Annotated in this window: 22 protein-coding genes and 1 tRNA gene; 8 read left to right on the forward strand and 15 right to left on the reverse strand. The window is 55.0% G+C overall.

The features are described from left to right. Positions 1-484: 484 nt before the first annotated feature. Genes ACNQ0W_RS04335 through ACNQ0W_RS04355 form a run of 5 tightly spaced genes read right to left on the reverse strand, consistent with a single transcriptional unit; the run spans position 485 to position 4,185 of the window. Positions 485-2,818: a primase-helicase zinc-binding domain-containing protein gene (locus tag ACNQ0W_RS04335; protein WP_063153276.1), complete on the reverse strand. Its 2,334-nt coding sequence runs from the start codon at positions 2,816-2,818 to the stop codon at positions 485-487. Positions 2,819-2,832: 14 nt separating this feature from the next. After that, on the reverse strand, positions 2,833-3,153 hold the full coding sequence (locus ACNQ0W_RS04340; RefSeq protein ID WP_063153277.1) for a DUF5375 domain-containing protein: 321 nt from the start codon (positions 3,151-3,153) through the stop codon (positions 2,833-2,835). Next, on the reverse strand, positions 3,150-3,377 hold the full coding sequence (locus ACNQ0W_RS04345) for a hypothetical protein (RefSeq protein WP_058686225.1): 228 nt from the start codon (positions 3,375-3,377) through the stop codon (positions 3,150-3,152). Before ACNQ0W_RS04345 ends, ACNQ0W_RS04340 begins: the two co-directional genes overlap by 4 nt. Further along, a complete protein-coding gene (locus ACNQ0W_RS04350) occupies positions 3,374-3,922 on the reverse strand; it encodes a host cell division inhibitor Icd-like protein (protein ID WP_063153278.1) in 549 nt (182 codons plus the stop codon). The genes ACNQ0W_RS04345 and ACNQ0W_RS04350 overlap by 4 nt, the downstream gene beginning before the upstream one ends. Beyond that, positions 3,919-4,185, reverse strand: a complete 267-nt coding sequence (locus tag ACNQ0W_RS04355) for a helix-turn-helix transcriptional regulator (RefSeq protein WP_023165627.1) — start codon at positions 4,183-4,185, stop codon at positions 3,919-3,921. Before ACNQ0W_RS04355 ends, ACNQ0W_RS04350 begins: the two co-directional genes overlap by 4 nt. 536 nt (positions 4,186-4,721) lie before the next feature. On the opposite strand from ACNQ0W_RS04355, the gene ACNQ0W_RS04360 reads away from it, so the two are divergent. From ACNQ0W_RS04360 to ACNQ0W_RS04370, 3 genes are read left to right on the forward strand one after another with little or no spacing between them, the layout of a single operon-like run. Then, positions 4,722-5,465, forward strand: a complete 744-nt coding sequence (locus ACNQ0W_RS04360; protein ID WP_063153279.1) for a hypothetical protein — start codon at positions 4,722-4,724, stop codon at positions 5,463-5,465. Positions 5,466-5,467: 2 nt separating this feature from the next. Next, positions 5,468-5,686: an ogr/Delta-like zinc finger family protein gene (locus tag ACNQ0W_RS04365; protein WP_032634242.1), complete on the forward strand. Its 219-nt coding sequence runs from the start codon at positions 5,468-5,470 to the stop codon at positions 5,684-5,686. Positions 5,687-5,714: 28 nt separating this feature from the next. Further along, a complete protein-coding gene (locus tag ACNQ0W_RS04370; RefSeq protein WP_063153280.1) occupies positions 5,715-6,278 on the forward strand; it encodes a phage polarity suppression protein in 564 nt (187 codons plus the stop codon). A 5-nt stretch (positions 6,279-6,283) separates the two neighbouring features. Here the strand turns inward: ACNQ0W_RS04370 and ACNQ0W_RS04375 are convergent, their stop codons facing one another. After that, a complete protein-coding gene (locus ACNQ0W_RS04375; RefSeq protein ID WP_063153281.1) occupies positions 6,284-6,427 on the reverse strand; it encodes a hypothetical protein in 144 nt (47 codons plus the stop codon). Between the two features lie 156 nt (positions 6,428-6,583). Between ACNQ0W_RS04375 and ACNQ0W_RS04380 the strand changes: the two genes are divergently transcribed. Continuing rightward, a complete protein-coding gene (locus ACNQ0W_RS04380; RefSeq protein WP_063153284.1) occupies positions 6,584-7,666 on the forward strand; it encodes a hypothetical protein in 1,083 nt (360 codons plus the stop codon). A 12-nt stretch (positions 7,667-7,678) separates the two neighbouring features. After that, on the forward strand, positions 7,679-8,200 hold the full coding sequence (locus ACNQ0W_RS04385; protein ID WP_223824779.1) for a hypothetical protein: 522 nt from the start codon (positions 7,679-7,681) through the stop codon (positions 8,198-8,200). Between the two features lie 46 nt (positions 8,201-8,246). Here ACNQ0W_RS04385 and ACNQ0W_RS04390 read toward each other — a convergent pair whose 3' ends face one another. After that, positions 8,247-9,434 (reverse strand): tyrosine-type recombinase/integrase, encoded by a 1,188-nt coding sequence (locus tag ACNQ0W_RS04390; RefSeq protein WP_063153282.1) that lies wholly within the window; start codon positions 9,432-9,434, stop codon positions 8,247-8,249. Between the two features lie 161 nt (positions 9,435-9,595). Continuing rightward, positions 9,596-9,690 (reverse strand) — tRNA-Sec (locus tag ACNQ0W_RS04395). Between the two features lie 288 nt (positions 9,691-9,978). Between ACNQ0W_RS04395 and ACNQ0W_RS04400 the strand changes: the two genes are divergently transcribed. Together ACNQ0W_RS04400 and yicI are read left to right on the forward strand one after the other, a co-directional pair. After that, on the forward strand, positions 9,979-11,370 hold the full coding sequence (locus ACNQ0W_RS04400) for a glycoside-pentoside-hexuronide family transporter (protein WP_015570055.1): 1,392 nt from the start codon (positions 9,979-9,981) through the stop codon (positions 11,368-11,370). 12 nt (positions 11,371-11,382) lie between these two features. Then, positions 11,383-13,701, forward strand: a complete 2,319-nt coding sequence (gene yicI / locus ACNQ0W_RS04405; RefSeq protein WP_062933112.1) for an alpha-xylosidase — start codon at positions 11,383-11,385, stop codon at positions 13,699-13,701. Between the two features lie 84 nt (positions 13,702-13,785). Here yicI and ACNQ0W_RS04410 read toward each other — a convergent pair whose 3' ends face one another. Continuing rightward, a complete protein-coding gene (locus tag ACNQ0W_RS04410) occupies positions 13,786-15,480 on the reverse strand; it encodes an AsmA family protein (protein ID WP_062933113.1) in 1,695 nt (564 codons plus the stop codon). 118 nt (positions 15,481-15,598) lie between these two features. Then, positions 15,599-16,990 (reverse strand): xanthine/proton symporter XanP, encoded by a 1,392-nt coding sequence (gene xanP, locus ACNQ0W_RS04415; protein WP_015570053.1) that lies wholly within the window; start codon positions 16,988-16,990, stop codon positions 15,599-15,601. A gap of 225 nt (positions 16,991-17,215) precedes the next feature. On the opposite strand from xanP, the gene gltS reads away from it, so the two are divergent. After that, positions 17,216-18,418 carry a sodium/glutamate symporter gene (gene gltS, locus ACNQ0W_RS04420; RefSeq protein ID WP_006812438.1) on the forward strand — a complete coding sequence of 401 codons (1,203 nt, stop codon included), beginning with the start codon at positions 17,216-17,218 and terminating at the stop codon, positions 18,416-18,418. A 3-nt stretch (positions 18,419-18,421) separates the two neighbouring features. On the opposite strand, the gene recG is transcribed toward gltS, so the two are convergent. From recG to gmk, 5 genes are read right to left on the reverse strand one after another with little or no spacing between them, the layout of a single operon-like run. After that, a complete protein-coding gene (recG, locus tag ACNQ0W_RS04425) occupies positions 18,422-20,503 on the reverse strand; it encodes an ATP-dependent DNA helicase RecG (protein ID WP_062933114.1) in 2,082 nt (693 codons plus the stop codon). Positions 20,504-20,506: 3 nt separating this feature from the next. Beyond that, positions 20,507-21,196 (reverse strand): tRNA (guanosine(18)-2'-O)-methyltransferase TrmH, encoded by a 690-nt coding sequence (gene trmH, locus ACNQ0W_RS04430; RefSeq protein ID WP_003860922.1) that lies wholly within the window; start codon positions 21,194-21,196, stop codon positions 20,507-20,509. A 4-nt stretch (positions 21,197-21,200) separates the two neighbouring features. Then, positions 21,201-23,315, reverse strand: a complete 2,115-nt coding sequence (gene spoT / locus ACNQ0W_RS04435; protein ID WP_003860921.1) for a bifunctional GTP diphosphokinase/guanosine-3',5'-bis pyrophosphate 3'-pyrophosphohydrolase — start codon at positions 23,313-23,315, stop codon at positions 21,201-21,203. Between the two features lie 19 nt (positions 23,316-23,334). Next, positions 23,335-23,610 (reverse strand): DNA-directed RNA polymerase subunit omega, encoded by a 276-nt coding sequence (gene rpoZ / locus ACNQ0W_RS04440; protein WP_000135058.1) that lies wholly within the window; start codon positions 23,608-23,610, stop codon positions 23,335-23,337. A 54-nt stretch (positions 23,611-23,664) separates the two neighbouring features. Next, positions 23,665-24,288: a guanylate kinase gene (gene gmk / locus ACNQ0W_RS04445; protein ID WP_006177710.1), complete on the reverse strand. Its 624-nt coding sequence runs from the start codon at positions 24,286-24,288 to the stop codon at positions 23,665-23,667. Between the last annotated feature and the right edge of the window lie 192 nt (positions 24,289-24,480).

A 24,480-nucleotide genomic window follows, 5' to 3' on the forward strand; every position in this document is an offset into this window, starting at 1 on the left:
AAAATACTAGGCGAAACCATGACTCATGGCCCGATGGGCTATTAACCCATAAAATGCTAGGTTTGGCTCTGTAACGCTCTCATAAACCTCAAGAGGATTCAAGAGGAAAGCTATTGATGTGAATTAATTTTCTTTTATCCAAGTGCTGAGAAAAAAGTTTTTTTGCATTTAACTGTTAACACTGTTCACCTCGGTTATTTCTCATTTTATATCATTAAGTTAAGTGATGATGAGTTGGTGAAGGGTGAACAGTCGACTCTTCACCTTTTTTCGCTTTACTCGTTCCGGGGGCGCCCGGTCAGGCAATACTCGGGGGGATAAAAAGTTTTTCCGGTTTTAGTGTTCACACTGTTCACCTTTGCTTTTTTATCAATAATTTCATACTGATACAGGGTGAATATACGGTGAAGGGTGAACAGTGGAGTGTTCACCTTATGGCAATGGCCGGAAAGAAAAAGACCGGCTGTAGCCGGTCTGGAGTGGGTTATGTCGCTGCGGGTTCGTCGCATTTCGGCAGCCAGTCGCCGTAGCTTTCCTCTTTCAGCGACAGGTTGGTCTGTATCCCCTGCTTTGTGTGCCGCTTCTCATAATTCAGGCCGTACTCTTTCAGCATCATGGGCAGCCCCAGTCCGAACATTTTCAGGCTGAGCACGTTCCTGTACCCGTTAGCCTCCATATAGGCCAGATATGCGTGATAAAGATATTTACGGTAATTACGCGGGATGATGCTGGCATTACCCATAAACATCCCGTTGGTCTGCGGCAGCATTTCCAGATAACCGCAAAAATCAAACGTCGGGTCAGCATCACGCTTGATGCTGAGTGCCTCATCGGAGTTCTGCTGCGACTGGAGCAGTGCGCGCGCGGTCATCGGGTCGCTGAATTTCTGCATAAGCTGGCGCACGATAACAGCCAGCTCGCGCGCAATTTTATCCCTGAGCTGCGGGTCGCGCTCTTCCGGGGCAATCTGCTCCGGGAAATGAATAATCACCCGGCGACGTGACACACCGCCGCTGCGGTCGGTGAAGCGCATCGGGTTATTGTTTACCGCCAGAATGACCGCCGGAATATGCGTTGAATACGGGTTCTGGTATTTCGGGTCAACCGAGACCGCATCGCCGCCGGTGATGGCTTTAAGTCCAGCGCCGTCACCGCTCCATTTTTCCTGGTCAGGCAGACGGATAAGCGAGAAGCCAATCAGGGAGGCACGCTTGCGCGGGTCTTCCAGCGTGTCGATGTCGGCCGATGTGGCGTTATCCTCTCCGGCGAGCAGGGTCGCAATTTCGGCCAGAATACTTTTGCCGCTCCCACCGGGACCGGTGACTTCGAGAAAGAGCTGCCAGTCATAGCGGTTCGCCAGCACCATAAACAGCGCAGCGAGTATCACGTCGCGCTTTTGTGGATTTTTACCGGCCGCCCGGTCAAGCCAGCGCCAGAAATTCGGCGCGTGAGTCTCCAGCATTTCGCCTTCCACCGGCGGGGTAAAATCCACGTCGCACAGCGTGCGCAGCCAGTGCGATTTACTGTGCGGGCTGAATATGCCGCCTTGGGTATCGAGTACCCCGTTGCGAAAACCAATCAGACGACGCGCCGGTGTATCCTGCTGCGGAATAATCAGTTTCAGGGTCTCCACCACCGAGGCAATTTTCCCGGATGAGAACGGGGCGCGCAGGCGCTGGAATAAGTCAGCCACATTCCGTGAAAAAGTGGCTGCCGGGATATTTTTCCAGATGCCGTTTTCATAGCGGGACAGGAGCTGGCCGTTCGCATCCACGGCCAGCGCTTCACCGTAATGCTCATGCACCCGCAGAGCCTTGTCACTGGCGCTCATGGCCGTAAATTCCGCCTCGCTCATGGTATCAAACGGACTTTGCGCCGGTGGCCGGATGGCGTCATAAATGGCGTTCCGCGTGGCCTCCCCGCCATTCTGCATAAACGCATCATTCCAGTCGCCGAACACCGGCGGCAGGGCGACAATGCCCTCACAGGTTTCTGCGGCCGCGGCGGCTTTTGTCTGGCCGTCGCCGTTAAGGTCACGGTCGGCAGCGAGGACAATCTGGCAGGCCGGGTGTTTCTGGCGGACAAGGCTCGCCAGAGAAAGGAGGTTCACGGACGACAGCGCCACCATGACGGTTTCACCGGTCAGGTGATGCACGGTGAGCGCGGTCGCATAGCCCTCCGCTATCCACAGGTGTTTTCCGGCCTGTTTTTTCCCTTCGATGGTATGGCACGCTCCTTTTACCGCCCCGCCTTTCAGGGGGCGTTTGAGACCGTCAGAACTGATAAGCTGAAGGTTAACCAGTGCGCCGGTATCGTCATACAGCGGGACAACCACATCACCGGCGCGGAACGTCACGCCGCCGGTTTTATGCGTGACCGTCAGTACCGGACATTCCCGGTCGGGGAAGCCCTTGCGGGTCAGGTAGGCGTTGCCGCTGGCAGGTCGGGTTTTCTCCATGAGCCTGACGGCCAGTGCGGCCGCCGCTTTGCGGTCAGCCTCCGTTTCAGCCTCGGCGGCCGCAATCACTTCGGGGGCAACCGGCGGCAGGTTGCCGGTCACGGCGTTCACCTTCCCGGCAGCCTCTGATGCGTTCATGCCGAACACTTTCTCTACCAGCTTAAGCCCGTCACCCGCACCGCACTGGTTGCAGAACCATGTGCCTCGCCCCTCTTTATCGTCAAAGCGGAAACGGTCAGAGCCGCCGCACACCGGACAGGCCTGATGGCGGTTTTTAATCACCTTCACACCCAGCGCCGGGAGAATGCGCGGCCAGTGGCCGCATGCCTGTTTTACCGTCTCTGTTACGTTCATTTTCATCGTTATTTCCTCCCTCAGTGCACAACAGGCGATTGCATGTGACGGGCGCAGAGTTCATCCATCACGGCCAGCCCGAGAAAGGACAGTGAGGGCGCGGCCTTGAGCGGTCCGGCTTCCATTAAATCTTCCAGCAGTGCACAGGCAATCTGACGGCCTTTTTCCTCGCCGTGCTGGCGCAGGTAGAAGCCCTCCAGCTCGGCGGCAATGGCGCTTTCCAGCGCGTCAAGGGTGAGGTGCGGATAGCGGCGCTGGCGTTCGCATACCGTCAGCCATGCACAGGCCACGGAGCGACGATACAGCGCGGCGCGTAATACGGGCGGTAATGGCTTTTTCATACGTTGCCCTCCCCGGTCAGCCAGCGTTGATTGCAGCGCTCTACCACGCCGTCGAGCTGGGCGGTCATGAGGTAAATCACGGAGGTGAGCTGTGAATGCTGCGAAGGGTCACGACGAACGGTGGCGCAGTCCTGCACCTGCATCAGCTCATTGACGAGCTGGCCGACGTTGCGCATATGCTCCAGACATTCGAGGTCACGGGCAGTAATGGTGGTGTGTCTCATGCACGCACCTCCGCAACCGGCAGACGACCGGCAAACGAGAGGACGTAATCGCGAACGAGGGAACGACGTGCCGCGTGTTCATCACCGGCAACGGTGCGGAGCATACAGATACGGGGTTTACGGTTTGCACGACGAACGGCGGCAAACACAAAGACAAACTGCGGGTGTGACGGGGTGAGGGTCGTAGCCATTAGGGCAACCTCCATTGAGTAGCGGTTAACGCCACCACCGGAGTTCTCACGCTCGGGTGGTAGCCCAGACGGGGGTGAGAAACCGGCCTCAATGGGTACCGGCCAGCCCGAAGGCTGCCCCGCCTGAGCCACCATTACGCGGATACAGCAACGGCTAAAGAACCGATGCGTAAACAACAGGTGCACATAGGCATAGACACAAAAAAAGACGCATGGCGCGTCCGGTGTCGCCACTGAGTAACTCGGGTTCTCACGCCCGGCTGCCGATTTTGCGACAGCGGGAAAACTATACCTGGAAACGGCGACAGGAAGCAAGCCAGAAAAAGGGGCGGTTTGCTGAACGGTCATCATCATGCGTCATACCCCCGGTTACGTTCGGCAATGCGATCTGCCATCCATGCCGTGATTTCAGACTGCGCCCATGCCACGTTTTTGCCGCCCAGGCTGATTTGTTTCGGGAAAGCCTCGCGGCTGATGAGGTCGTAAATGGTTGACCGGGACAGGCCACACAGATGCATCACTTCAGGCAGGCGGATAAAGCGCTCCTGAACGGCATCAGAAACAGGCATCAGTGGTGCGGCAGGGGCAGAAGACGGGGAAGAAAAAGCGGTGTGCATCGGGCTACCTCATAAAGTCCATACAGTGCCGGTCATGTCCGTCCGGCATCGGGTAGCTCCTTATTATGTCTATATTTTTTCTCAGGTCATGTGAGATTTTCGGGGAAACAAACATTGACTTTTCGCTCTGGCAAACAAAGACAAACGCTGGCAAAGATGTGCAAATCACTGCATTACAATGCAGCAATTTATATTGCTTTTAGTTATACATTTTTCATTTTTAGTCGAAATATAGTCTTAGTGGTATAGACAGAGCAAAACAGGAGGGTGAACAGTGGTGAACAGACGGTGAACAGTCATACCCTCAACTGTTCACCCTTTATCTAACTGTATTACTTATATTTTTATTTAAGGTGAACAGTGGTGAATAGTTATAAGTAAAAAAACAATCGATGAGTAGGTTTTGCTGAGACCTTTCTCTGGCAAGCCGGGTTTTGAGTGGTGTTTGTGCCAGAACTGCCACAACTGCAATGAATCGAGATGTTGTGTGATGAAGGGCAGAATCATTTCAGGTTGAATAAACGGAGAGCCTGAACATGAAACCCGAAACAGTCATTACCGCCCTGCAAAATGTTGCCGCTCAGCAGTATGAAGTGAACAACCAGCACATCACCGACAAGCTGAGCGCATTCACTGCGGCCAGAGACACCCACGCGGCCAGCATGCAGGTACTGAAAGAGATTGATACGTCCATTGAACGCTGTAAGCAGGAGCGGCAGACCGCCCTCGATGAGAGCGCAGAGGCTGAGCAGGACTGGCGCAGCCGCTTTCGCACCCTGCGCGGCAGTCTCACCCCTGAAATGAAAGCTGAGCACAGCAGGCGTATCGCCAGTCGCGAGCTGGCCGACGAGTTCACCGGCCTGATTGCGGAGCTGGAGACAGACCGGAAACGCGCCATGCTGAATGCCTGCTCCACCGGCAATAAATACCTTTCAGCGCATGAAGATGCCTTTACCGCTTATGCCGGTGCGGAATGGGCTCAGGCTGTCAACGCCGTTCCTGTCGCCCTCATCCGCGCTTTCCTGCTGCGCATTCGTGCCCTCGAAATGAAGGGAGAAAGCGCCCCGCAGTCCGTGGTCATCAGTGAGCTGCGCGATGCGCTGAGCCGTCAGGGCAGCCTGTATCACTTCGATATGACGCAGGAGCCGGTGTTGTCCGTGACGGGCATGCACCGGCCGCAGATTACTGACGTTGATACGGAGCTGTTACGCAGCCCTGCGAAGAGAATGATGCTCGCCAGAAAGCTGGCTGAAAATGGCGAGACAGAAGCAGAGGGGTAAGCATGTTTCACTGCCCGTTCTGCAAAACCAGCGCGCATTCCCGCACCAGTCGCTATCTGTCCGATAACGTCAAACAGCGCTATCACCAGTGCATGAACATTGAATGCTCGGCCACGTTCCGCACGCTTGAATCCATCGACGGGGTTATTCGTTCACCGGCGACAGAACCAGTTATCCCGGCACCCGCACCGGCGGCCACCGTTAACCGTGCCGGTGCGTAAGCACGGCCAGTCATAAGGAGAAACATACGTGACCACACTGACGCTACAGAAAGCCTTTGAGGCCTGTCAGGCAAACAAATCCGCCTGGCTGCAACGCAGGGATGAACTGAAGCAGGCCGAACAGGCATACCGCGAACAGCTTGCCGGTAACGGCCACAGCGGCCGGAGCCTGCAAACGCTGCGCGAAATTATCGACGTGAAAAAATGGGAAATTAATCAGGCTGCCGGGCGTTATATCCGCTCGCATGAGGAGGTGCAGCGAATCAGCATCCGTAACCGTCTGAATGATTTTATGCAGGCGCACGGCGCGGAGCTGGCCGCCGCCCTTGCCCCGGAGCTGATGAATTATCCCGGGCAACATCCCGCCGTTCAGCGCTGCGCCATGCAGCACTCACTCGACTGTCTGCGTGAGGCGCTACAGGTCTGGCTGGCCGCCGGTGAAAAAATTAATTATTCGGCGCAGGACAATGACATTTTAACGGCCATCGGATTCAGGCCTGATGCGGCTTCGCGAGATGATAGTCGTGAAAAATTCACGCCAGCACAGAACCTGAATTACACCCGCCGCCGTGCAGAACTGGCCGTGCGGTAGTCCGCTTAAAAATCCCAGAAAATCCCGCCATTTTTACGTATAAAAGCCATGCATGCATAAGGTGCATGGTTTTGCATGCGTTTTACCGACACAGGATCCCCCGCCAGCGCCAGCACTGGCGTGCCCTGAGGCCGGTCATGCACCTGCATTAAAAGCGCCCCCTTAAGCGGGCAGGCGGGGCGGGGAGAGCATTGCGCGCGAAGGTTGCATTAATTTAAGGACATGATTAAATGTTCATCACGCATCTTCTTCTGATTAGATTTCTCCTAAAATCAAAGTATTCAACCTCAACTAATGGTGAGCAAATGAGCGAAGGACTGGTCACTTTTTTCAAATATAAACAATTAGGATTCCATAAGAGAGGTGATTCATATTATGAGCCATTGATGATGGCCGATATGCTGGATTCCTTACATACTTGGTTCTCAAGTAGGACCTCATTGGCAGATACATTGCCTTGGGATGACAATACCCCCGGTTATTCTTCAAGGAAAAAAGTTTACTTAAAGGGAATTGAGCGTAACGAGAGCACAGGTGACTATGTTGTAATTTTATGGCGAGCAATTGGAAATGGGAATGGAGTTTATGGTATTCGCTCTGACTCTGCCTTAAGTGATGATCGTTTGTACAGTGCTGATGAAGAGTTAGATGGTGAAAATGTTATATGGGGGGAGCCTGCTTATTATTGGTTTGTTCCTTCTTTAAATATTTTTGCATCAATAAAATTTCATAGTTCAGTTTCAGATACAGAACTGATGAATAAATATCTTCGTGATTTCATGACACTGCATAGTGATATTAAAACAAAGCGTCGAGAAATGAAGGAAGGAAAAAATGGTAATTATTTAAGTATATCTTTTGTTTCTGCTTCTGGCGAGAACTTGTGGCTTAGGATATATAGTGAACAATATACAAAATTAACAAATGAAGCCGACTTAGATAGAATCGCAAACCAGATAACGCACTTCGTCAAACGAGATGTGATTAGCGCATCAGTTCAGCCAGATGCTGGCTGGACAAGGTATTTTAGAGGTCTTCCATTCATTTCTAGCGAAGTAACAAGAGATACTCGAAAAATTGAATTAACTATAGAAGCCTCTCCTACAGGAGAAGAGCTGCGTTCCATTTTTGAAACGTACAATGAAGACTATAATGTTAGTGCTGGTGATTGGGCCAACTTAGGTTTTAGAAAAGAAGGTGTAGGGGGAACATGTTGGTTAAACGAGTTCGTTGTAAGGAATACATTATTAGTTAGTGATATAGGTCAGTATGATGATTCAGGGTTTTATACGACTAGTAGAATTTTGAATGCCTTGCACTTAACTAGAGATAATTTACTGGCTGCCTTTACAAGTTCTCCGGACTCCGAAGAACAGGCGAATTCTTGATTGGTGATGTTTATGAAAGATCAAACTCGAGAGCATCTTAAATATCTTCACATCATTCCATTGGTTGCTATTGTTTGGGCCAGTTTTGCATATCGATCTGATATTGTAAGTCAGGATTTAGACCCGTTAATTTCTATTCTGCAAAATGTTTCTGTAATGGTTTTTACTATAATGGGAATATGGATAGCATATCTATATCCTAATGCAATATTGAGGATTACGCAGCCATCAAAAGTGGATGCTATTTTTTCAGATGAGGATAGTGAGCGAGTCAAGATCATTGTTGGTGTTGTGGTTCTATCCGCAATAGTGTTATCTCTTCTTTTAATAGGAGTTGTTTTAAAGCCGTTCATCATTAAATCTTGGCTGTTTATTCATGCCCCAAGTTTTTTTGTCGGCATTGGTATTTTTTCTTTGCTAATATTGAGTTATTTACAACTTATAGCTCTTTATATTGTGATTGCATCTAATGTTAACTTTATAATTGAACTGAAAAATAAAAAAAACAAACATAACCTCAATAGTAGATTGTAATATTGTAATCACTGGCAGTCTTATTGTTAGACTGCCAGTCCATATTTTATAATGAAATCTTGGAGTAAGGGGAAAGTATTCTGTCTGCATACCACTGCAACATACATCTTCTTTTTTCTATATACTGAGCATGATTATAAGTGCCTCGAATACTATTCTTGTCAACATGAGCTAATTGCATTTCAATCCAGGCGCTATCAAATCCTTGCTCATGAAGTATAGTCGACATAGAATGCCGAAACCCATGACCAGTAGCCCGTCCTTTATAACCAAGCAACTCAATTACTTGTGAAACGCTTTCTTTAGAGATCGGTTTACTACGATTATTTCTACCAATAAAAATGTAGGGATAATGGCCGGTAATAGGTTTGAGCTGATTGAATAGCTCAACTACCTGAGTAGATAAAGGAACAATGTGAGGCCTACGCATTTTCATACGTTCTGCTGGTATTTCCCATATACTTTTCTCAAGGTCAACCTCATCCCATGTAGCAAAGCGCATCTCTTGGGTTCGTACACCGGTCAACATGACGATTTTTGTCGCATTCTTAGTGATGATGCTGCCGGTATACGATTCAAGATCCCGAATAAAATGAGGTAACTCTTCAGCGGATAAGAAAGGATGGTGTTTTTGCTTCGGGACGGCCAGAGCAATGGCTAAATCAGGCGCAGGGTTGTACTCAGCACGGCCAGTTATGATTGCATAGCGATAGACCTCGCCACATCTTTGGCGCACTTTTCTAGTCTTCTCCAGTGCTCCACGCTTCTCGATTCGTCGTAGTACCTCAAGCAGTTCCAGAGGTTTGATCTCATTTATCGGGCGTTTACCGATGAACGGGAAAACATCTTGCTCAAATGTTTTAATGATTTCTTCGCGGTAGGCCACTGTCCAGCGATCGGCTTTATTTGAGTGCCACTCCCGACATATAGCTTCGAATGAGTTTTCTGTTGAGAGCTGCTGTGCCAGCTTTTGGGCTTTGCGTTCCTCAACCGGGTCAATGCCATTGGCAACTTGCTTACGTGCGGTCTCACGCTTCTCACGTGCTTCAGCTAGGCTCACAAGGTCGTAGCTACCAAATGACATTAACCGCGCCTTTCCGGCAAAGCGGAAACGGAAACGCCAGCCCTTCGAGCCATCGGGATTGATAAGCAATGACAGGCCTTGTCCGTCGTTCAATGTGTATGGCTTGTCTTGGGGCTTTGCTCGTTTAATTTGTATGTCTGTTAGTGGCATGTGTATAAGTCAAAAATGTGTATAAAAAATCTATACACATCACTATACATATTTTTCATGGATTCAGGGAGAACTTGTCGGACGGTTACGGATGGAGGATTTACTATATGTTTTGAAAATAAAGGATTTTTATACTTTCTCGGATGGTGACGGAGGAATTTTGGCGGAAGATCACAGGAGTCGAACCTGCCCGGGAACGCTGGCGCCCCCAACTGGATTTGAAGTCCAGCCACCTCACCGGAGATGACGATCTTCCGCGCCTGCATTGCTACATGGAGGCGGGGCGCATTATAGCTACTTTCAGGCATTTACCACATACCCCACACCACTTTTTTCACCTCTCTTTTGACCTTAACCCCCCTGTTTCAGCTAATTCTTAAGAAAATCCTCAGGTTAGCATTTCGTGCTCGCCAACTTTAATCCCGATCACAAAAAACAAGAAACGTAATCTCTTAACCAGAAAACGCAATACCCGCATCTGAAACAATGGTTTAAAACCAATGCAACCGGTCTCAGCGCCCCCTACAGCGTGAAGGATAAAAATATGAGCGAAGTCCTGTCAGTAAAAGAGAAGATTGGCTACGGCATGGGAGACGCCGCCAGCCATATCATTTTTGATAACGTCATGCTTTATATGATGTTTTTCTACACCGATATTTTTGGTATTCCCGCCGGGTTTGTCGGCACCATGTTCCTGCTGGCCCGCGCGCTGGATGCGATCTCCGACCCGTGCATGGGGCTGATTGCCGACCGCACCCGCAGCCGCTGGGGCAAGTTCCGCCCGTGGATTTTGTTCGGCGCCATTCCGTTCGGCATCGTCTGCGTGCTGGCGTATACCACGCCGGACCTCAGCCTCAACGGTAAAATGGTTTACGCCGCCATCACCTACACCCTGCTGACCCTGCTCTATACCGTGGTCAACATCCCTTACTGCGCGCTGGGCGGTGTAATCACCAACGACCCGACGCAGCGTATCTCACTTCAGTCCTGGCGCTTTGTGCTGGCGACGGCGGGCGGCATGCTCTCCACGGTGCTGATGATGCCGCTGGTGAACCTGATTGGCGGGGATGACAAAGCCTTCGGCTTCCAGGGCGGGATCGCCGTGCTGTCGGTGGTCGCGTTCCTGATGCTGGCGTTCTGCTTCTTCACCACCAAAGAGCGCATCCAGGTGCCGCCGAGCACCACCTCCATGCGTGAAGATCTGCGTGATATCTGGCAAAACGACCAGTGGCGCATCGTCGGCGTGCTGACCATCCTCAACATCCTCGCCGTCTGCGTGCGCGGCGGCGCGATGATGTACTACTGCACCTGGATCATGGGCTCGCCGGAGGTGTTCGTCGCGTTCCTGACGACCTACTGCGTCGGCAACCTGATCGGCTCCGCGCTGGCGAAACCGCTCACCGACTGGAAGTGCAAGGTCAGCATCTTCTGGTGGACCAACGCCGCGCTGGCGGTAGTCAGCGTGGCGATGTTCTTCGTGCCGATGCATGCCACCGTGCTGATGTTCGGCTTCATCTTCGTTATCGGCGTGCTGCACCAGCTGGTGACGCCGATTCAGTGGGTAATGATGTCCGATACCGTCGACTACGGCGAATGGACTAACGGCAAACGTCTGACCGGCATCAGCTTCGCGGGCACGCTGTTCGTGCTGAAGCTCGGCCTGGCGCTGGGCGGGGCGATGATCGGCTGGATGCTGGCAGGCGGCGGCTACGACGCGGCAGCCAAAACCCAGAACAGCGCGACCATCAGCATCATCATCGGCCTGTTTACGCTGGCACCGGCGATCTGTTACGTGCTGAGCGCTATTATCGCCAAACGCTACTACACGCTGAAAACCCCCTTCCTGACCAAAATCCTGCGCGAGCTGGCGCAGGGCGCGCGCCGCAATCAGCAGGAGTTTGAAAACCTGCCGGTCAGCAAAGAATTGCAGAACTAAGAGGACGTAAGCATGAAAATCAGTGATGGAAACTGGCTTATTCAACCGGGCCTTAACGTGACGTATCCGGTCCAGGTGTTCGACGTGGAGCAGCAGGGCAATGACCTGGTGGTGTACGTCGCGCCGCGTGACGTGCGCGAACGCACCTGGCAGCTCGACACGTTGATGTTCACGGTGCGCCTGTTTGCTCCGCAGGAGGGGATTATCGGGGTGCGCATTGAGCACTTCCAGGGCGCGCTGAACAACGGCCCGCACTATCCGCTGAACGTTCTGAAGGATGTAAAAGTTGAGATTGAAAACAACGCCGAATTTGTCGAACTGAAAAGCGGCAGCGTCAGCGTGCGCGTCACCAAAGGCGAGTTCTGGGCGCTGGATTTCCTGCGCAACGGCCAGCGCATTACCGGCAGCCAGCTGAAAAACAACGGCTACGTGCAGGACAGCAATACCGATCGCAATTATGTGTTTGAACGTCTGGATCTGGGCGTGGGGGAAACGGTCTACGGCCTGGGCGAGCGCTTCACCGCCCTGGTGCGCAACGGTCAGACGGTCGAAACCTGGAACCGCGACGGGGGCACCAGCACCGAGCAGTCCTACAAGAACATTCCGTTCTACCTGACCAACCGCGGCTACGGCGTGCTGGTGAATCACCCCGAGAACGTCTCGTTTGAAGTCGGCTCCGAGAAAGTGTCCAAAGTGCAGTTCAGCGTGGAAGGGGAGTATCTGGAGTACTTTGTGATCGATGGCCCGACGCCGAAAGAGGTATTAAACCGCTATACCCGCTTCACCGGGCGTCCGGCGCTGCCGCCGGCGTGGTCGTTCGGCCTGTGGTTAACCACCTCTTTTACCACTAACTACGACGAAGCCACGGTCAACAGTTTTATCGACGGCATGGCCGAGCGCGACCTGCCGCTGCACGTGTTCCACTTCGACTGCTTCTGGATGAAGGCCTTCCAGTGGTGCGACTTCGAGTGGGACCCGGTGACTTTCCCCGATCCGGAAGGGATGATCCGCCGCCTGAAAGAGAAAGGGCTGAAGGTCTGCGTGTGGATCAACCCGTATATCGGCCAGAAATCACCGGTATTCCGGGAGCTGAAAGAGAAGGGCTACCTGCTGAAGCGCCCGGACGGCTCCCTGTGGCAGTGGGACAAATGGCAGCCGGGGCTGGCAATCTACGACTTCACCAACCCGGAGGCGTGCCGGTGGTATGCCGACAAGCTGAAAGGCCTGGTGGCGATCGGCGTCGACTGCTTCAAGACCGACTTCGGCGAGCGTATCCCGACGGACGTCCAGTGGTTTGACGGCTCCGATCCGCAGAAGATGCACAACCACTACGCCTACATTTATAACGAGCTGGTGTGGAACGTGCTGAAAGAGACGGTGGGAGAAGAAGAGGCGGTGCTGTTTGCCCGTTCTGCCTCCGTCGGGGCGCAACAGTTCCCGGTACACTGGGGCGGCGACTGCTATGCCAACTACGAATCGATGGCCGAAAGTCTGCGCGGCGGGCTGTCGATTGGCCTGTCCGGCTTCGGGTTCTGGAGCCACGATATCGGCGGGTTCGAAAACACCGCTCCGGCGCACGTCTACAAGCGCTGGTGCGCGTTCGGACTGTTCTCCAGCCACAGCCGCCTGCACGGCAGCAAATCCTACCGCGTGCCGTGGGCGTACGATGACGAGTCCTGCGACGTGGTGCGCCACTTCACGCAGCTGAAGTGCCAGCTGATGCCGTACCTGTATCGTCAGGCGGCGCTGGCCCGCGAGTTCGGCACGCCGATGCTGCGGGCAATGATGCTGGAGTTCCCGGACGATCCGGCGTGCGATTACCTCGACCGCCAGTACATGCTCGGGGATTCAATGATGGTGGCCCCGGTGTTCTCCGAGGCGGGCGACGTGCAGTTCTACCTGCCGGAAGGGCGCTGGACGCACCTGTGGCACAACGATGAAATCGAGGGTAGCCGCTGGCATAAGCAGCAGCACGATTTCCAGAGCCTGCCGGTCTATGTGCGCGACAACACGCTGCTGGCGCTGGGTAACAATAACCAGAAGCCAGACTATGCGTGGCACGAGGGGACGGCCTTCCAGCTCTTCAACCTGAGCGATGGCGCAACGGCGGTAAGTGAAGTGCCTGCGGCGGACGGTTCTGTGGCGTTTACGCTGAAGGCGTCACGTCAGGGCGACGTCGTGATCTTTACCGGCGCGGGAGATGCGCAAAACTGGTCGGTGTGCTTGCGCAACGTGCAGAAGGTCGGCGGCGTAAAAGGCGGTTCACATGTGGGCAGCGAGTGGGGTGTGGTGGTGAAAGCCGAGGGGGATGAGGTGGTGGTTCACCTCTGAACCGTAAAAATGCCCGGTGGCGCTTCGCTTACCGGGCCTACATGAGATCGTAGGCCGGGTAAGGCGAAGCCGCCACCCGGCTATTTACTGTGCCGGAGTCACCGTCGACACCATCCCGCCCGTCATGGTCTGCTGCACCTGCTGTTTATCCATATTCACCGCGCTCAGCTTCCCGTTCACCGTCGGCTTCAGCGGCGCATTCGCCTGCACGCTGCCGCTGGCGGTGAGCTGAATATTGCCGTCGCCCGCAATCGGCAGCGCTGGCCAGCCCCACTGCTGCAAAACGTTGAGCGGTACGCCGCGCCCGTTCAGGCTCACGGTGGTTTGCCGCTGTGGCAGCTGTGACACGGTGGCGGTCGCTTCCAGGATCCCTTTCTCGGTAAAGGCGCTCAGGTCGGTAATATTTACCGTCGCGGCGTTGGCATTCAGCGCCAGCGACGGGCGACGCACGTCGACGCGGTTAAAGGTTGCTGCCGCCCCGTTCAGGGTTGCGTTACCGCCCCACACGCCCCACTTGTGATCCTGCGCCAGCCGCAGATTAGCGCCATAACCGTCGAGGGAGGTGATCTGCCACGGGAACGCCGGATCGATGTCGATCACCAGGTTGCGGCTCAGGCCAAATTTTTTCAGCGTCACGCTGTTCAGCCATGCCGGAAGCGGGTCCATCCACAGCGTTTTCCAGTTTTCCGGAAGCGTATATTCCAGCCCGGCAATGGCAACGTCGTCCAGCACCAGCGCCTGACCCTCGCGCAGCCAGTTGCCGGAGGTGCGCACCATGCCTCCTTCCCAGCGGGAGGTGAACTGACGCAGCGCAATGCCCTGCGGGGAGAATTCCGCATTCAGGATAGGGTCAAACAGATGCAGCGAGCCGTAGATAAATTCGCTGGCGTTCATGGATAACCGTCCCTCCTGGCTTTGCCAGTCACCTTTACTCAGGGTGAGGTGACGCAGGCTGAGATCGAGGTCGGTTACCGCCCAGTCTGGCCCCTGTAGACGGGCATCGGTCACTTCCAGCCGCCCAATCTGTAACGAAGGCAGGGTGGAGAGAGGGGCGAAGAAATCCAGCAGCGATTTGTCGCTTTGCAGGCGGATCTCATTCAGACGCAGGGTGTTGATAACCCAGCCACCGTCGGCATTACGCAGAGCCGAGCCCGTCAGCGAGCCGCGCGCCATATCGGCACCGATGGTATTCAGCACCACCTCTTTGCCGTTGAGTTGTCCCTGAATCAGCACGTTGTTGGCCGGTATGCCGTTGAGCGTGAGCGACCCGGCGCTCATCTGGATTTGCGCATTTTTTCCCAGTACGTTCCCCGCCTCGGGCTGCCACGGGCTGACGCCGCCGGTCACCTTTTGCGCACTGAGATCCCACTCCGTATTCGGGCTGTTAAAGGCCATGTTATTCAGTTGCAGACGGTCGGCCTGGAACGGCAGCGGCGCCGTCTGCGGCGATAAATTCAGCGTGCCATCGAACAGGGTGATGGCATCCATATGCAGCGGGTCGGTGATCTGGCGGCTGCTTAAGCCAATATCCACTTTTTTAGCGACCAGCGTGGCCGGTTTGCCATCTCGTCCGAAGGTAACGTTTTCCAGAAGGATGTGAGAAGGGGATGAAAAGCGGTGATCCATCAGGTCAAAGTTGAGCTCGTAATCGGTATTCACCGTGATCCAGCTGCTGACCTGCGATGCGCCCCAGCGGGTCTGGAGCAGAAAATAAAAGGCGAGCACTACAATGAGCAGGGCTACCAGAAGATAGATAAGCAGCTTTCCAATAAATTTCATGGTCTTCCTTCCCGCGAAACGCACATAAGGGTGTTATGCACGATTTATGCGCAATGCTCAAGGCGGGAATGGTGTAAAGAGATGTCACGGCAGGCATTGACAGCCTGCCGTGTGGGGATCAGTTCTTTTCAGGCGGGAAAATGAGATTCAGCACAATAGCGGTAATACCGCCCGCGGCGATGCCGGAAGAGAGCAGGTTTTTCACCCAGTCCGGGGCAAACTGCAAAATCATCGGCTGCTGGGAGACGCCAAGCCCTACGGCGAGAGACAGCGCAATAATCATGATTGCGCGGCGGTTCAGCGGCTCGCGGGAGACGATACGCACGCCAGAGGCCGCGATGGTACCGAACATGACCAGCGTCGCGCCGCCCAGCACCGGCTCAGGGATGTGCTGCACAAACCCGCTCACCGCCGGGAACAGGCCGAGGACCACCAGCATCAGCGCTACCACGAAGCCCACGTAGCGGCTGGCCACGCCGGTCAGCTGGATCACGCCGTTGTTCTGGCCAAAGCAGGAGTTCGGGAAGGTGTTGAACACCGCCGAGACAAACGAGTTCAGTCCGTTCGCCAGCACGCCGCCTTTCAGACGTTTCATGTACAGCGGGCCGGAGACCGGCTGCTCGGACACGTCGGAGGTGGCGGTGATATCGCCAATGGTTTCCAGCGAAGTGATCATAAAGACCAGCATCAGCGGCAGGAGCAGACTCCAGTCAATGCCCAGGCCGTAGTAGAGCGGCGTTGGCACGGTAATCAACGCGCTGTTGGTTGGGGTGGTGTTTTCCGGCAGCATGCCCAGCGCCCACGCCAGCAGGTAACCGGCCGCCATGGCGATCACCAGCGATGCCACGCGCAGGTACGGGTTACGCTGGCGGTTAAGCAGAATAATGATCGCCAGCACCACGCCTGCCAGCAGCAGGTTTTTCGGCGCGCCGAAGGTATGGTCGCTCATTGCCGCGTAGCCGCCCCCGATGGAGGTCAGACCCACCTGGATCAGTGACAGGCCGATAATCATCACCACCACGCCGGAGACCAGCGGGGTGATCACCCGGCGCGCCAGGTGCAGAACGCGGGAGATGATCATCTCTGTGCAGCTGGCCAGCATCAGGGTGCCGAAAAGCGCCGCCATCATCGTCGGGACATCTGCGCCGCCGGTTTTCAGTGCCGTACCGCCCATGATCAGCGGCGCCACAAAGTTAAAGCTGGTGCCCTGAATCGACAGCAAACCTGAACCCACCGGACCCCAGGCTTTAATTTGAATGATGGAGGCCACGCCGGAAGCGAACAGAGACATACTGATGATGTGTTGCGTATCCTGCGCCGGTAACCCCAGCGCCTGGCAAATCAGCAGAGCCGGCGTGATGACCGCAACGAACATCGCCAGCAGGTGCTGGCAGGCGGCAAACAGGGTTTGAGGCAGCGGGGGACGATCTTCAAGGCGGTAAATCAGTTCGCTGTTTTGCTTCTGCGCAATCGGTTGCGCATCAGCAGACTCCAGAGTGTTAACAGACATCGGCGGCAATCCCACGGTGGAAAAGCGGGCATTTTAGCTGACCACCTGGTAAAAGCAAACGATTGCCAGCAAAAAAAAGAGAGAAAATCTGCCGGTGTGAGCAGGTTTTCTACAACGAACAGCAAAAAAAAATTACACTTTTCGCGCTGGCGGCTCATGACGAGCATCACCCGGCCCAGGATAACGCCGCGTGTGTATGGAATACGCGCATAACAGGAGCCTTTTATGATTCATCTCGATACGTTGTCGACCCTTGTTGCCGCAACGCTGGTTCTTCTGCTTGGTCGCAAGCTGGTACACAGTGTTTCCTTTCTGAAAAAGTACACCATTCCTGAACCTGTCGCCGGTGGATTGCTGGTGGCGCTGGCCCTGCTGGTGCTGAAAAAAAGCATGGGCTGGGAAATCGATTTTGATATGTCCCTGAAAGATCCGTTGATGCTGGCCTTCTTTGCCACTATCGGCCTGAACGCTAACCTCGCAAGCCTGCGTTCGGGCGGCAAGGTGCTGGGCGTGTTCCTGATTGTTGTGGTGGGCCTGCTGCTGATGCAAAACGCCATCGGCATCGGTATGGCGTCGCTGCTGGGGCTGGATCCGCTGATGGGTCTGCTGGCGGGGTCGATTACCCTGTCAGGTGGCCACGGAACGGGCGCGGCGTGGAGCAAGCTGTTCATCGAACGCTATGGCTTTGAAAACGCAACGGAAGTGGCAATGGCGTGCGCGACCTTTGGCCTGGTGCTTGGCGGGCTGATTGGCGGCCCGGTGGCGCGCTATCTGGTGAAACACTCCACCACGCCGGAAGGCAGGCCAGACGATGAAATGGTGCCGACGGCATTTGAAAAACCGGACGTTGGCCGCAGCATCACCTCGCTGGTGATGATTGAAACCATCGCCATGATTGCTATCTGCCTCACCGTGGGCAAAATCGTTGCGCAATGGCTGGCGGGAACGGCTTTCGAACTGCCAACCTTTGTCTGCGTGCTGTTTATCGGGGTGATCCTGAGCAACGGTCTGGCGCAGATGGGCTTTTACCGCGTCTTTGAGCGTGCAGTGTCCGTGCTGGGGAACGTCAGCCTGTCGCTGTTCCTGGCGATGGCGCTGATGAGCCTCAAGCTGTGGGAACTGGCCTCGCTGGCGCTGCCGATGGTGGCGATCCTGGCGGTACAGGCCGTGTTTATGGCGCTGTATGCCATCTTTGTTACCTGGCGCATGATGGGTAAAAACTATGATGCGGCGGTACTGGCAGCGGGCCACTGTGGGTTTGGTCTGGGAGCGACGCCAACGGCCATCGCGAATATGCAGGCGATCACCGAACGGTTCGGCCCGTCGCACATGGCGTTTCTGGTGGTGCCGATGGTGGGGGCATTCTTCATTGATATCGTCAACGCGCTGGTCATTAAGCTCTACCTGATGCTGCCGATGTTTGGCTGATCGTCAGGCGTTGGAATACCGCTCGGTTTCTGGCATCCAGCGTTCAATCAACGCTGCCGCCTGTTCGGGGTAGCGTTCATGAATATGACGCGCAAGGCGTTGTACTTCAGGGATCATGGCCTGATCGCGCAACAAATCCGCCACTTTAAATTCGGCGTTACCCGTCTGACGCGTGCCCAGCAGTTCGCCCGGGCCGCGGATCTCCAGATCTTTTTGCGCAATCACGAAGCCGTCATTGCTGTCGCGTAATACCTGCAAACGCATCTGCGCGGTTTTCGACAGCGGGGCTTTGTAGAGCAGCACGCAGTGAGAGGCGATCGCGCCACGGCCCACGCGCCCGCGAAGCTGGTGGAGCTGCGCCAGGCCCAGGCGCTCCGGGTTCTCAATAATCATCAGGCTGGAGTTCGGCACGTCCACGCCCACTTCGATGACCGTGGTCGCAACGAGTAAATGCAGTTCACCCTGTTTAAACGACTGCATCACCGCCTGCTTCTCGGCAGGCTTCATGCGCCCGTGAACCAGACCGACGTTCAGCTCCGGCAGGGCGAGCTTTAACTCTTCCCACGTGGCTTCGGCAGCCTGCGCTTCCAGCAGCTCAGACTCTTCAATCAGGGTACAGACCCAGTAAGCCTGACGTCCTTCGTGGGTGCAGGCGTTGCGCACGCGGTCAATGATGTCGCTGCGGCGCGTGTCCGGAATGGCGACCGTCGTCACCGGCGTACGGCCCGGCGGCAGCTCGTCGATGGTGGAGGTATCCAGATCGGCATAGGCCGTCATCGCCAGGGTGCGCGGAATCGGCGTGGCGGTCATGATCAGCTGATGCGGGTGGAAGCCCTGTTGCAGACCTTTCTCCCACAGCGCCAGACGCTGATGAACACCAAAGCGGTGCTGTTCGTCGATAATGACCAGCGCCAGGCCGTTAAACTGCACCTGTTCCTGGAAAATGGCGTGCGTGCCGACAATCATCTGCACCTGCCCGCTGGCAATGGCGTCCTGCTGCGCAAGGCGCGCTTTGCCCTTCTGCTTCCCGGCCAGCCAGCCCACTTCGATTCCCAGCGGGGCAAACCAGTTACGGAAATTGTTGGCATGCTGCTCGGCCAGCAGTTCCGTCGGCGCCATCAGCGCCACCTGCTTACCGTGGGCGATGGCGCGCAAAGCGGCCAGCGCGGCAACCAGCGTTTTACCGGAACCCACGTCGCCCTGCACCAGGCGCATCATTGGCACATCCAGCGCCATATCGCGTTCGATCTCGGCAGTCACCCGCGCCTGGGCGCCGGTGGGTTTAAACGGCAGTGAGGCCAGCAGCTTATCTTTGAGCTCATCACGCTGGCTTAATGGCTGCGCGTGGAAGCGCTGCGTACCTGCGCGCAGGGCCAGCATGCTCAGGTTGTGAGCCAGTAATTCCTCAAGGATAAGACGCCGTTGGGCGGGGTGTTTACCGCTTTCTAAATCAACAAGCTGAAGCGTTGGCGGTGGACGGTGCAGGGTGCGTAACGCCTCCGGCAGGCTCATCATGCCCTGTGCCAGCTCCGGCGGTAGCAGCTCGTTAATGGCGCAGGTATCGAGCAGCTCCAGCGCCTGGTCGGTGAGCTTGCGCAGCGTAGCCTGCTTAATGCCTTCAGTGGTTGGATAGACCGGCGTGAGCGTCTCCTGTAGCTCAGGTGAGCTGAGATCGCCCTGCACGCGGTATTCCGGGTGGATCATCTCCGCGCCGTATTTGCCCCGTTTGGCTTCACCGTACGCAAGTACGCGTCGTCCAGTGGCAAGGCTGTTTTTCATTGCCGCATTGAAGTTGAAAAAGCGCATGGTGAGAATGCCGGTGCCGTCGCTGATCTGGCAGGTCATCATTCTGCGTCCGCCAAAGGTGATGTTGCAGTTCAGCACTTCCCCTTCAACGGTGGCGTAAATAGCGGGCAGCAGATCGCCAATCTTATAAAGCTGAGTACGGTCTTCGTAACGCAGGGGGAGGTGGAGCAGGAGATCCTGCACGGTGTGCAGGCCAATCTTCGCCAGTTTACTGCTTTGAGCCGCGCCCACGCCCGTCAGGCTGTTGAGCGGTATGGCTTCCAGCAGGCGGCCTTTCATGATTTAGCCCGCGTACTGCATGGTGGACCACCACTCGGCATCGGCTTCAATTTCGCCCTGCGCGTTGACGTGGGGGTAAGGCAATTTCTTCTGCTTCGCAACGCGAGCCAGCACCGGATAGCCACCTTCAAACAGCAGGCGCTGCTGCTCCTCTTCCGGCAGCATGCTGTTGCTGCGCTCGTACATTCCGGCATTCTGACGCTGGCGCTGCGCTTCATACAGGATCAGCGCCGAGGCGACCGACACGTTGAGTGACTGGACCATCCCGATCATCGGAATGATGATGTCCCGGTCGGCCAAATCCAGTGCTTCCTGCGTGATCCCCGTTTTCTCCTGGCCCATTAAAATGCAGGTTGGACGGGTGTAGTCGATCTCACGGAAATCCACGGCTTTAGCAGAGAGGTTGGTTGCCAGAACCTGCATGCCACGCCCTTTCAGGTGCGAGACCGCCTCACCAATAGTCTGGTGAGTTTTCACGGATACCCAGCTGTTACTGCCTGCGGCGGTGGAGGCCATGGTACGCATACGTGCGCCTGGCCAGACGGCGTGGACTTCATGCACGCCGACGGCATCTGCGGTGCGGACGATAGCAGAGACGTTATGAGGTTTATGGACCTGCTCCATGCAGACCGTCAGATCAGGCTGACGCCTGGCGAGCATTTCGCAGATTCGCTCGTAACGTTTTGAATTCATAATGCTAGTTTCGGTTTCGGGTGACTTTAATGACATCCGGCATCACGCGGATCTTGCGCATAATATTCGCCAGATGCACGCGGTCACGGGCGGTCAGGCGAATAAAGGCGCTGTAAACGCGGCCATCTTTTTCTTCCGTATTCAGGCTTTGAATGTTGGACGAGGCCGTGTTGATCGCTGCCGTCAGGTTCGCCAGTGCACCCTGGTGGTTGAACATATCCACCTTGATTTCAGTGATAAATTCCTGCGCCGTCTCTTTATCCCACTCGACCGCCATGAACTTCTCAGGCTCTTTCTGATAGCCACGGATGTTACGGCAGGATTCGTGGTGGATCACCAGCCCTTTACCCGGGCTGACGTGCGCAATAATCGGATCGCCCGGGATAGGACGGCAGCATTTGGCGAAGGTGATGAGCACCCCGTCAGCGCCTTTGATTGGCAGGTGACCATGATTTTGCGTGGTGGCAGGAACGGCTGTCGTTTCGCCTTGTTGCAGGTTCTTCGCCACGACCACGCTCATGGCGTTGCCGAGGCCAATCTCTGCCAGCAGGTCATCCAGCGAGGCGAGCTTCATACGCTCCAGCTCATGTTGAATGTTTTCTGGCGGGATCTCTGCCAGTTTGCGGCTGCCACCCAGCGCGTGGTTGAGCAGACGACGCCCCAGGCTAACGGAGTCGTCGCGCTTGAGGTTTTTCAGCAGCTGGCGGATTTTTGCGCGCGCTTTTGAGCTCACGACAAAGTTCAGCCAGGCGGCGTTAGGACGTGCCCCCGGCGCGGTAATGATCTCCACCGTCTGTCCGCTGAAGAGCGGCTGCGACAGCGGATAAGGCTGCCTGTCGACGCGGGCACCTACGCAGGCATGGCCGATATCGGTATGCACGGCGTAAGCGAAGTCGACCGGTGTCGCGCCCGCAGGCAGTTCGACAATGCGTCCTTCCGGTGTGAAAACGTAAATCTCATCCGGGAAGAGATCGGATTTAACGCTCTCGATAAATTCAAACGAGCTACCTGCGCTCTGTTGCAGCTCCAGCAGGCTCTGCATCCAGCGCTGGGCGCGGATTTGCGCGGTAGTGCTGCTTTCACCGCCGTGCTCTTTATAAGCCCAGTGCGCCGCGACACCCATCTCCGCCATTTGATCCATATCTTCGGTACGAATCTGCACCTCAACAGGGACACCGTGCGGGCCAATCATGGAGGTGTGCAAAGACTGGTATCCGTTCGCTTTAGGAATGGCTATGTAATCTTTGACGCGCCCCGGACGCGGCTTGTACAGGCTGTGCATCTGCCCCAGCACGCGGTAGCAGGTGTCTGAGTCGTGGACGATCACGCGGAACGCGTAGATATCCATGATCGAGTGAAAACGCTGCTCTTTGAGCACCATTTTGCAGTAGATAGAGTACAAATGCTTTTCGCGACCGCTCACGCGGCACGGAATGCCCGCTTCCTGCAAACGCCCTTCGATTTCAGAGAGGATCTTTTGAATCATCTCTTTACGGTTACCGCGAGCGGCTTTCACCACCTCTTTAATCACGCGATAGCGGTTCGGGTACAACGCTTCAAAACCCAGCTCTTCCAGCTCGGTTTTAATGTGATGAATACCTAAACGGTGCGCCAGCGGACTGTAGATTTCGAGGGTTTCACGGGCGATGCGGCGACGTTTATCCGGGCGAAGTGAGCCCAGCGTGCGCATATTGTGGGTGCGGTCAGCCAGTTTGATGAGAATGACGCGGATATCCTGCACCATCGCCATGATCATCTTGCGAAAGTTTTCGGCCTGCGCCTCTTTCTTGTCGCGGAATTTCAGCTTATCAAGCTTAGAGACCCCTTCCACCAGCTCGGCAACGCTTTTGCCAAACAGCTGTTCCATGTCCTGGTAGGTGGCAGGGGTATCTTCAATCACGTCATGCAGCAGGGCGGCCATCAGCGTTTCGTAGTCGAGTTTCATCTCGGCCAGAATACAGGCCACCGCTACCGGGTGCGTGATATAGGGTTCACCGCTTGAACGTGTCTGGCCCTCGTGAGCGTCACGTGCAACGAGATACGCCTGCTGAAGACGCTTAATCTGGTCTTCAGGCAGGTAGGTTTGAATCAGTTGATTCAGGCTTTCAAACAGATACAAGGGCGACCCGCAGGTTTAATTAACGACGACCTTCAGCAATAGCGGTAACAGCTTGTAATTCAGCGGCTTCCTGCTCTTGCTGCTCCTGGCGCTCACGCACGTCGAGGATCTGGTTGTTGATCAGACCTTCTTCGATTTCGCGAAGTGCAATAACGGTGGTTTTATCGTTTTCTTCCGGTACCAGCGGATCTTTACCGCCTACCTGCATCTGACGAGCGCGACGCGCGGCGACCAGCACCAGGTCAAAACGGTTACCAATTTTCTCTACAGCGTCCTGAACAGTTACGCGTGCCATACTTAAAATGCTCCACAGGTGAAGAAATGACTGGGCATGATACTGAAAGTGGGTTCAGTCTGCCAACAGTTTGGTGATTAATGCGTCATGTCGCTGCTTCTGGCGGCTCATACGCAGACGTTCTGCGCGAAGGATAGTTTTGAGATCGCTCAGCGCGGCATCAAAATCATCATTCACAATAAGGTAATCATATTCCGCGTAATGGCTCATTTCTGCAACAGCTTGCGCCATACGCTTCGCGATAACTTCTTCGCTGTCCTGGCCGCGACCACGCAGGCGGCGATCCAGTTCATCTTTCGATGGCGGTAAAATAAAGATACTGCGCGAATCAGGCATTTTCTTACGAATTTGCTGCGCGCCCTGCCAGTCGATATCCAGGAACACGTTCACGCCGGTCGCCAGTACCTGCTCAATGGTTTCACGTGAAGTGCCGTAGTAGTTACCGAAAACTTCTGCGTGTTCAAGAAACGCGTCTCTGCCAATCATCGCTCTGAATTCGTCGTGATTCACAAAGAAATAGTGTTCACCGTGCACTTCACCCGGACGCGGTGCTCGCGTGGTGTGAGAAACAGAAACCTGCGTATCGTACAACGGTTGGGTTTTTAACAGTGCCTGAATAAGGCTGGATTTACCCGCGCCACTAGGGGCAGAAACAATATAAAGCGTGCCTTGAGCCATGAGAGTCTTTTGTATGTGTTAACGAAGAAGTCCTACATACGGGCTTATTATACACGTCGCCGCTGTGTGACGTAGCCTTTGTCACACTTTTTCCCCTGGATGATTAAATTTTGCGTGCCGTTTTCAGCTTTTACCTTCCTTTTGCTGCAATAAAAACAATGCGCTGAAGCGCGCTCGTAAAATGCAATTTTG

Origin of the sequence: Enterobacter cloacae complex sp. 6730903 (assembly GCF_048283985.1) — a bacterium.
GTDB lineage: Bacteria > Pseudomonadota > Gammaproteobacteria > Enterobacterales > Enterobacteriaceae > Enterobacter > Enterobacter hormaechei_C.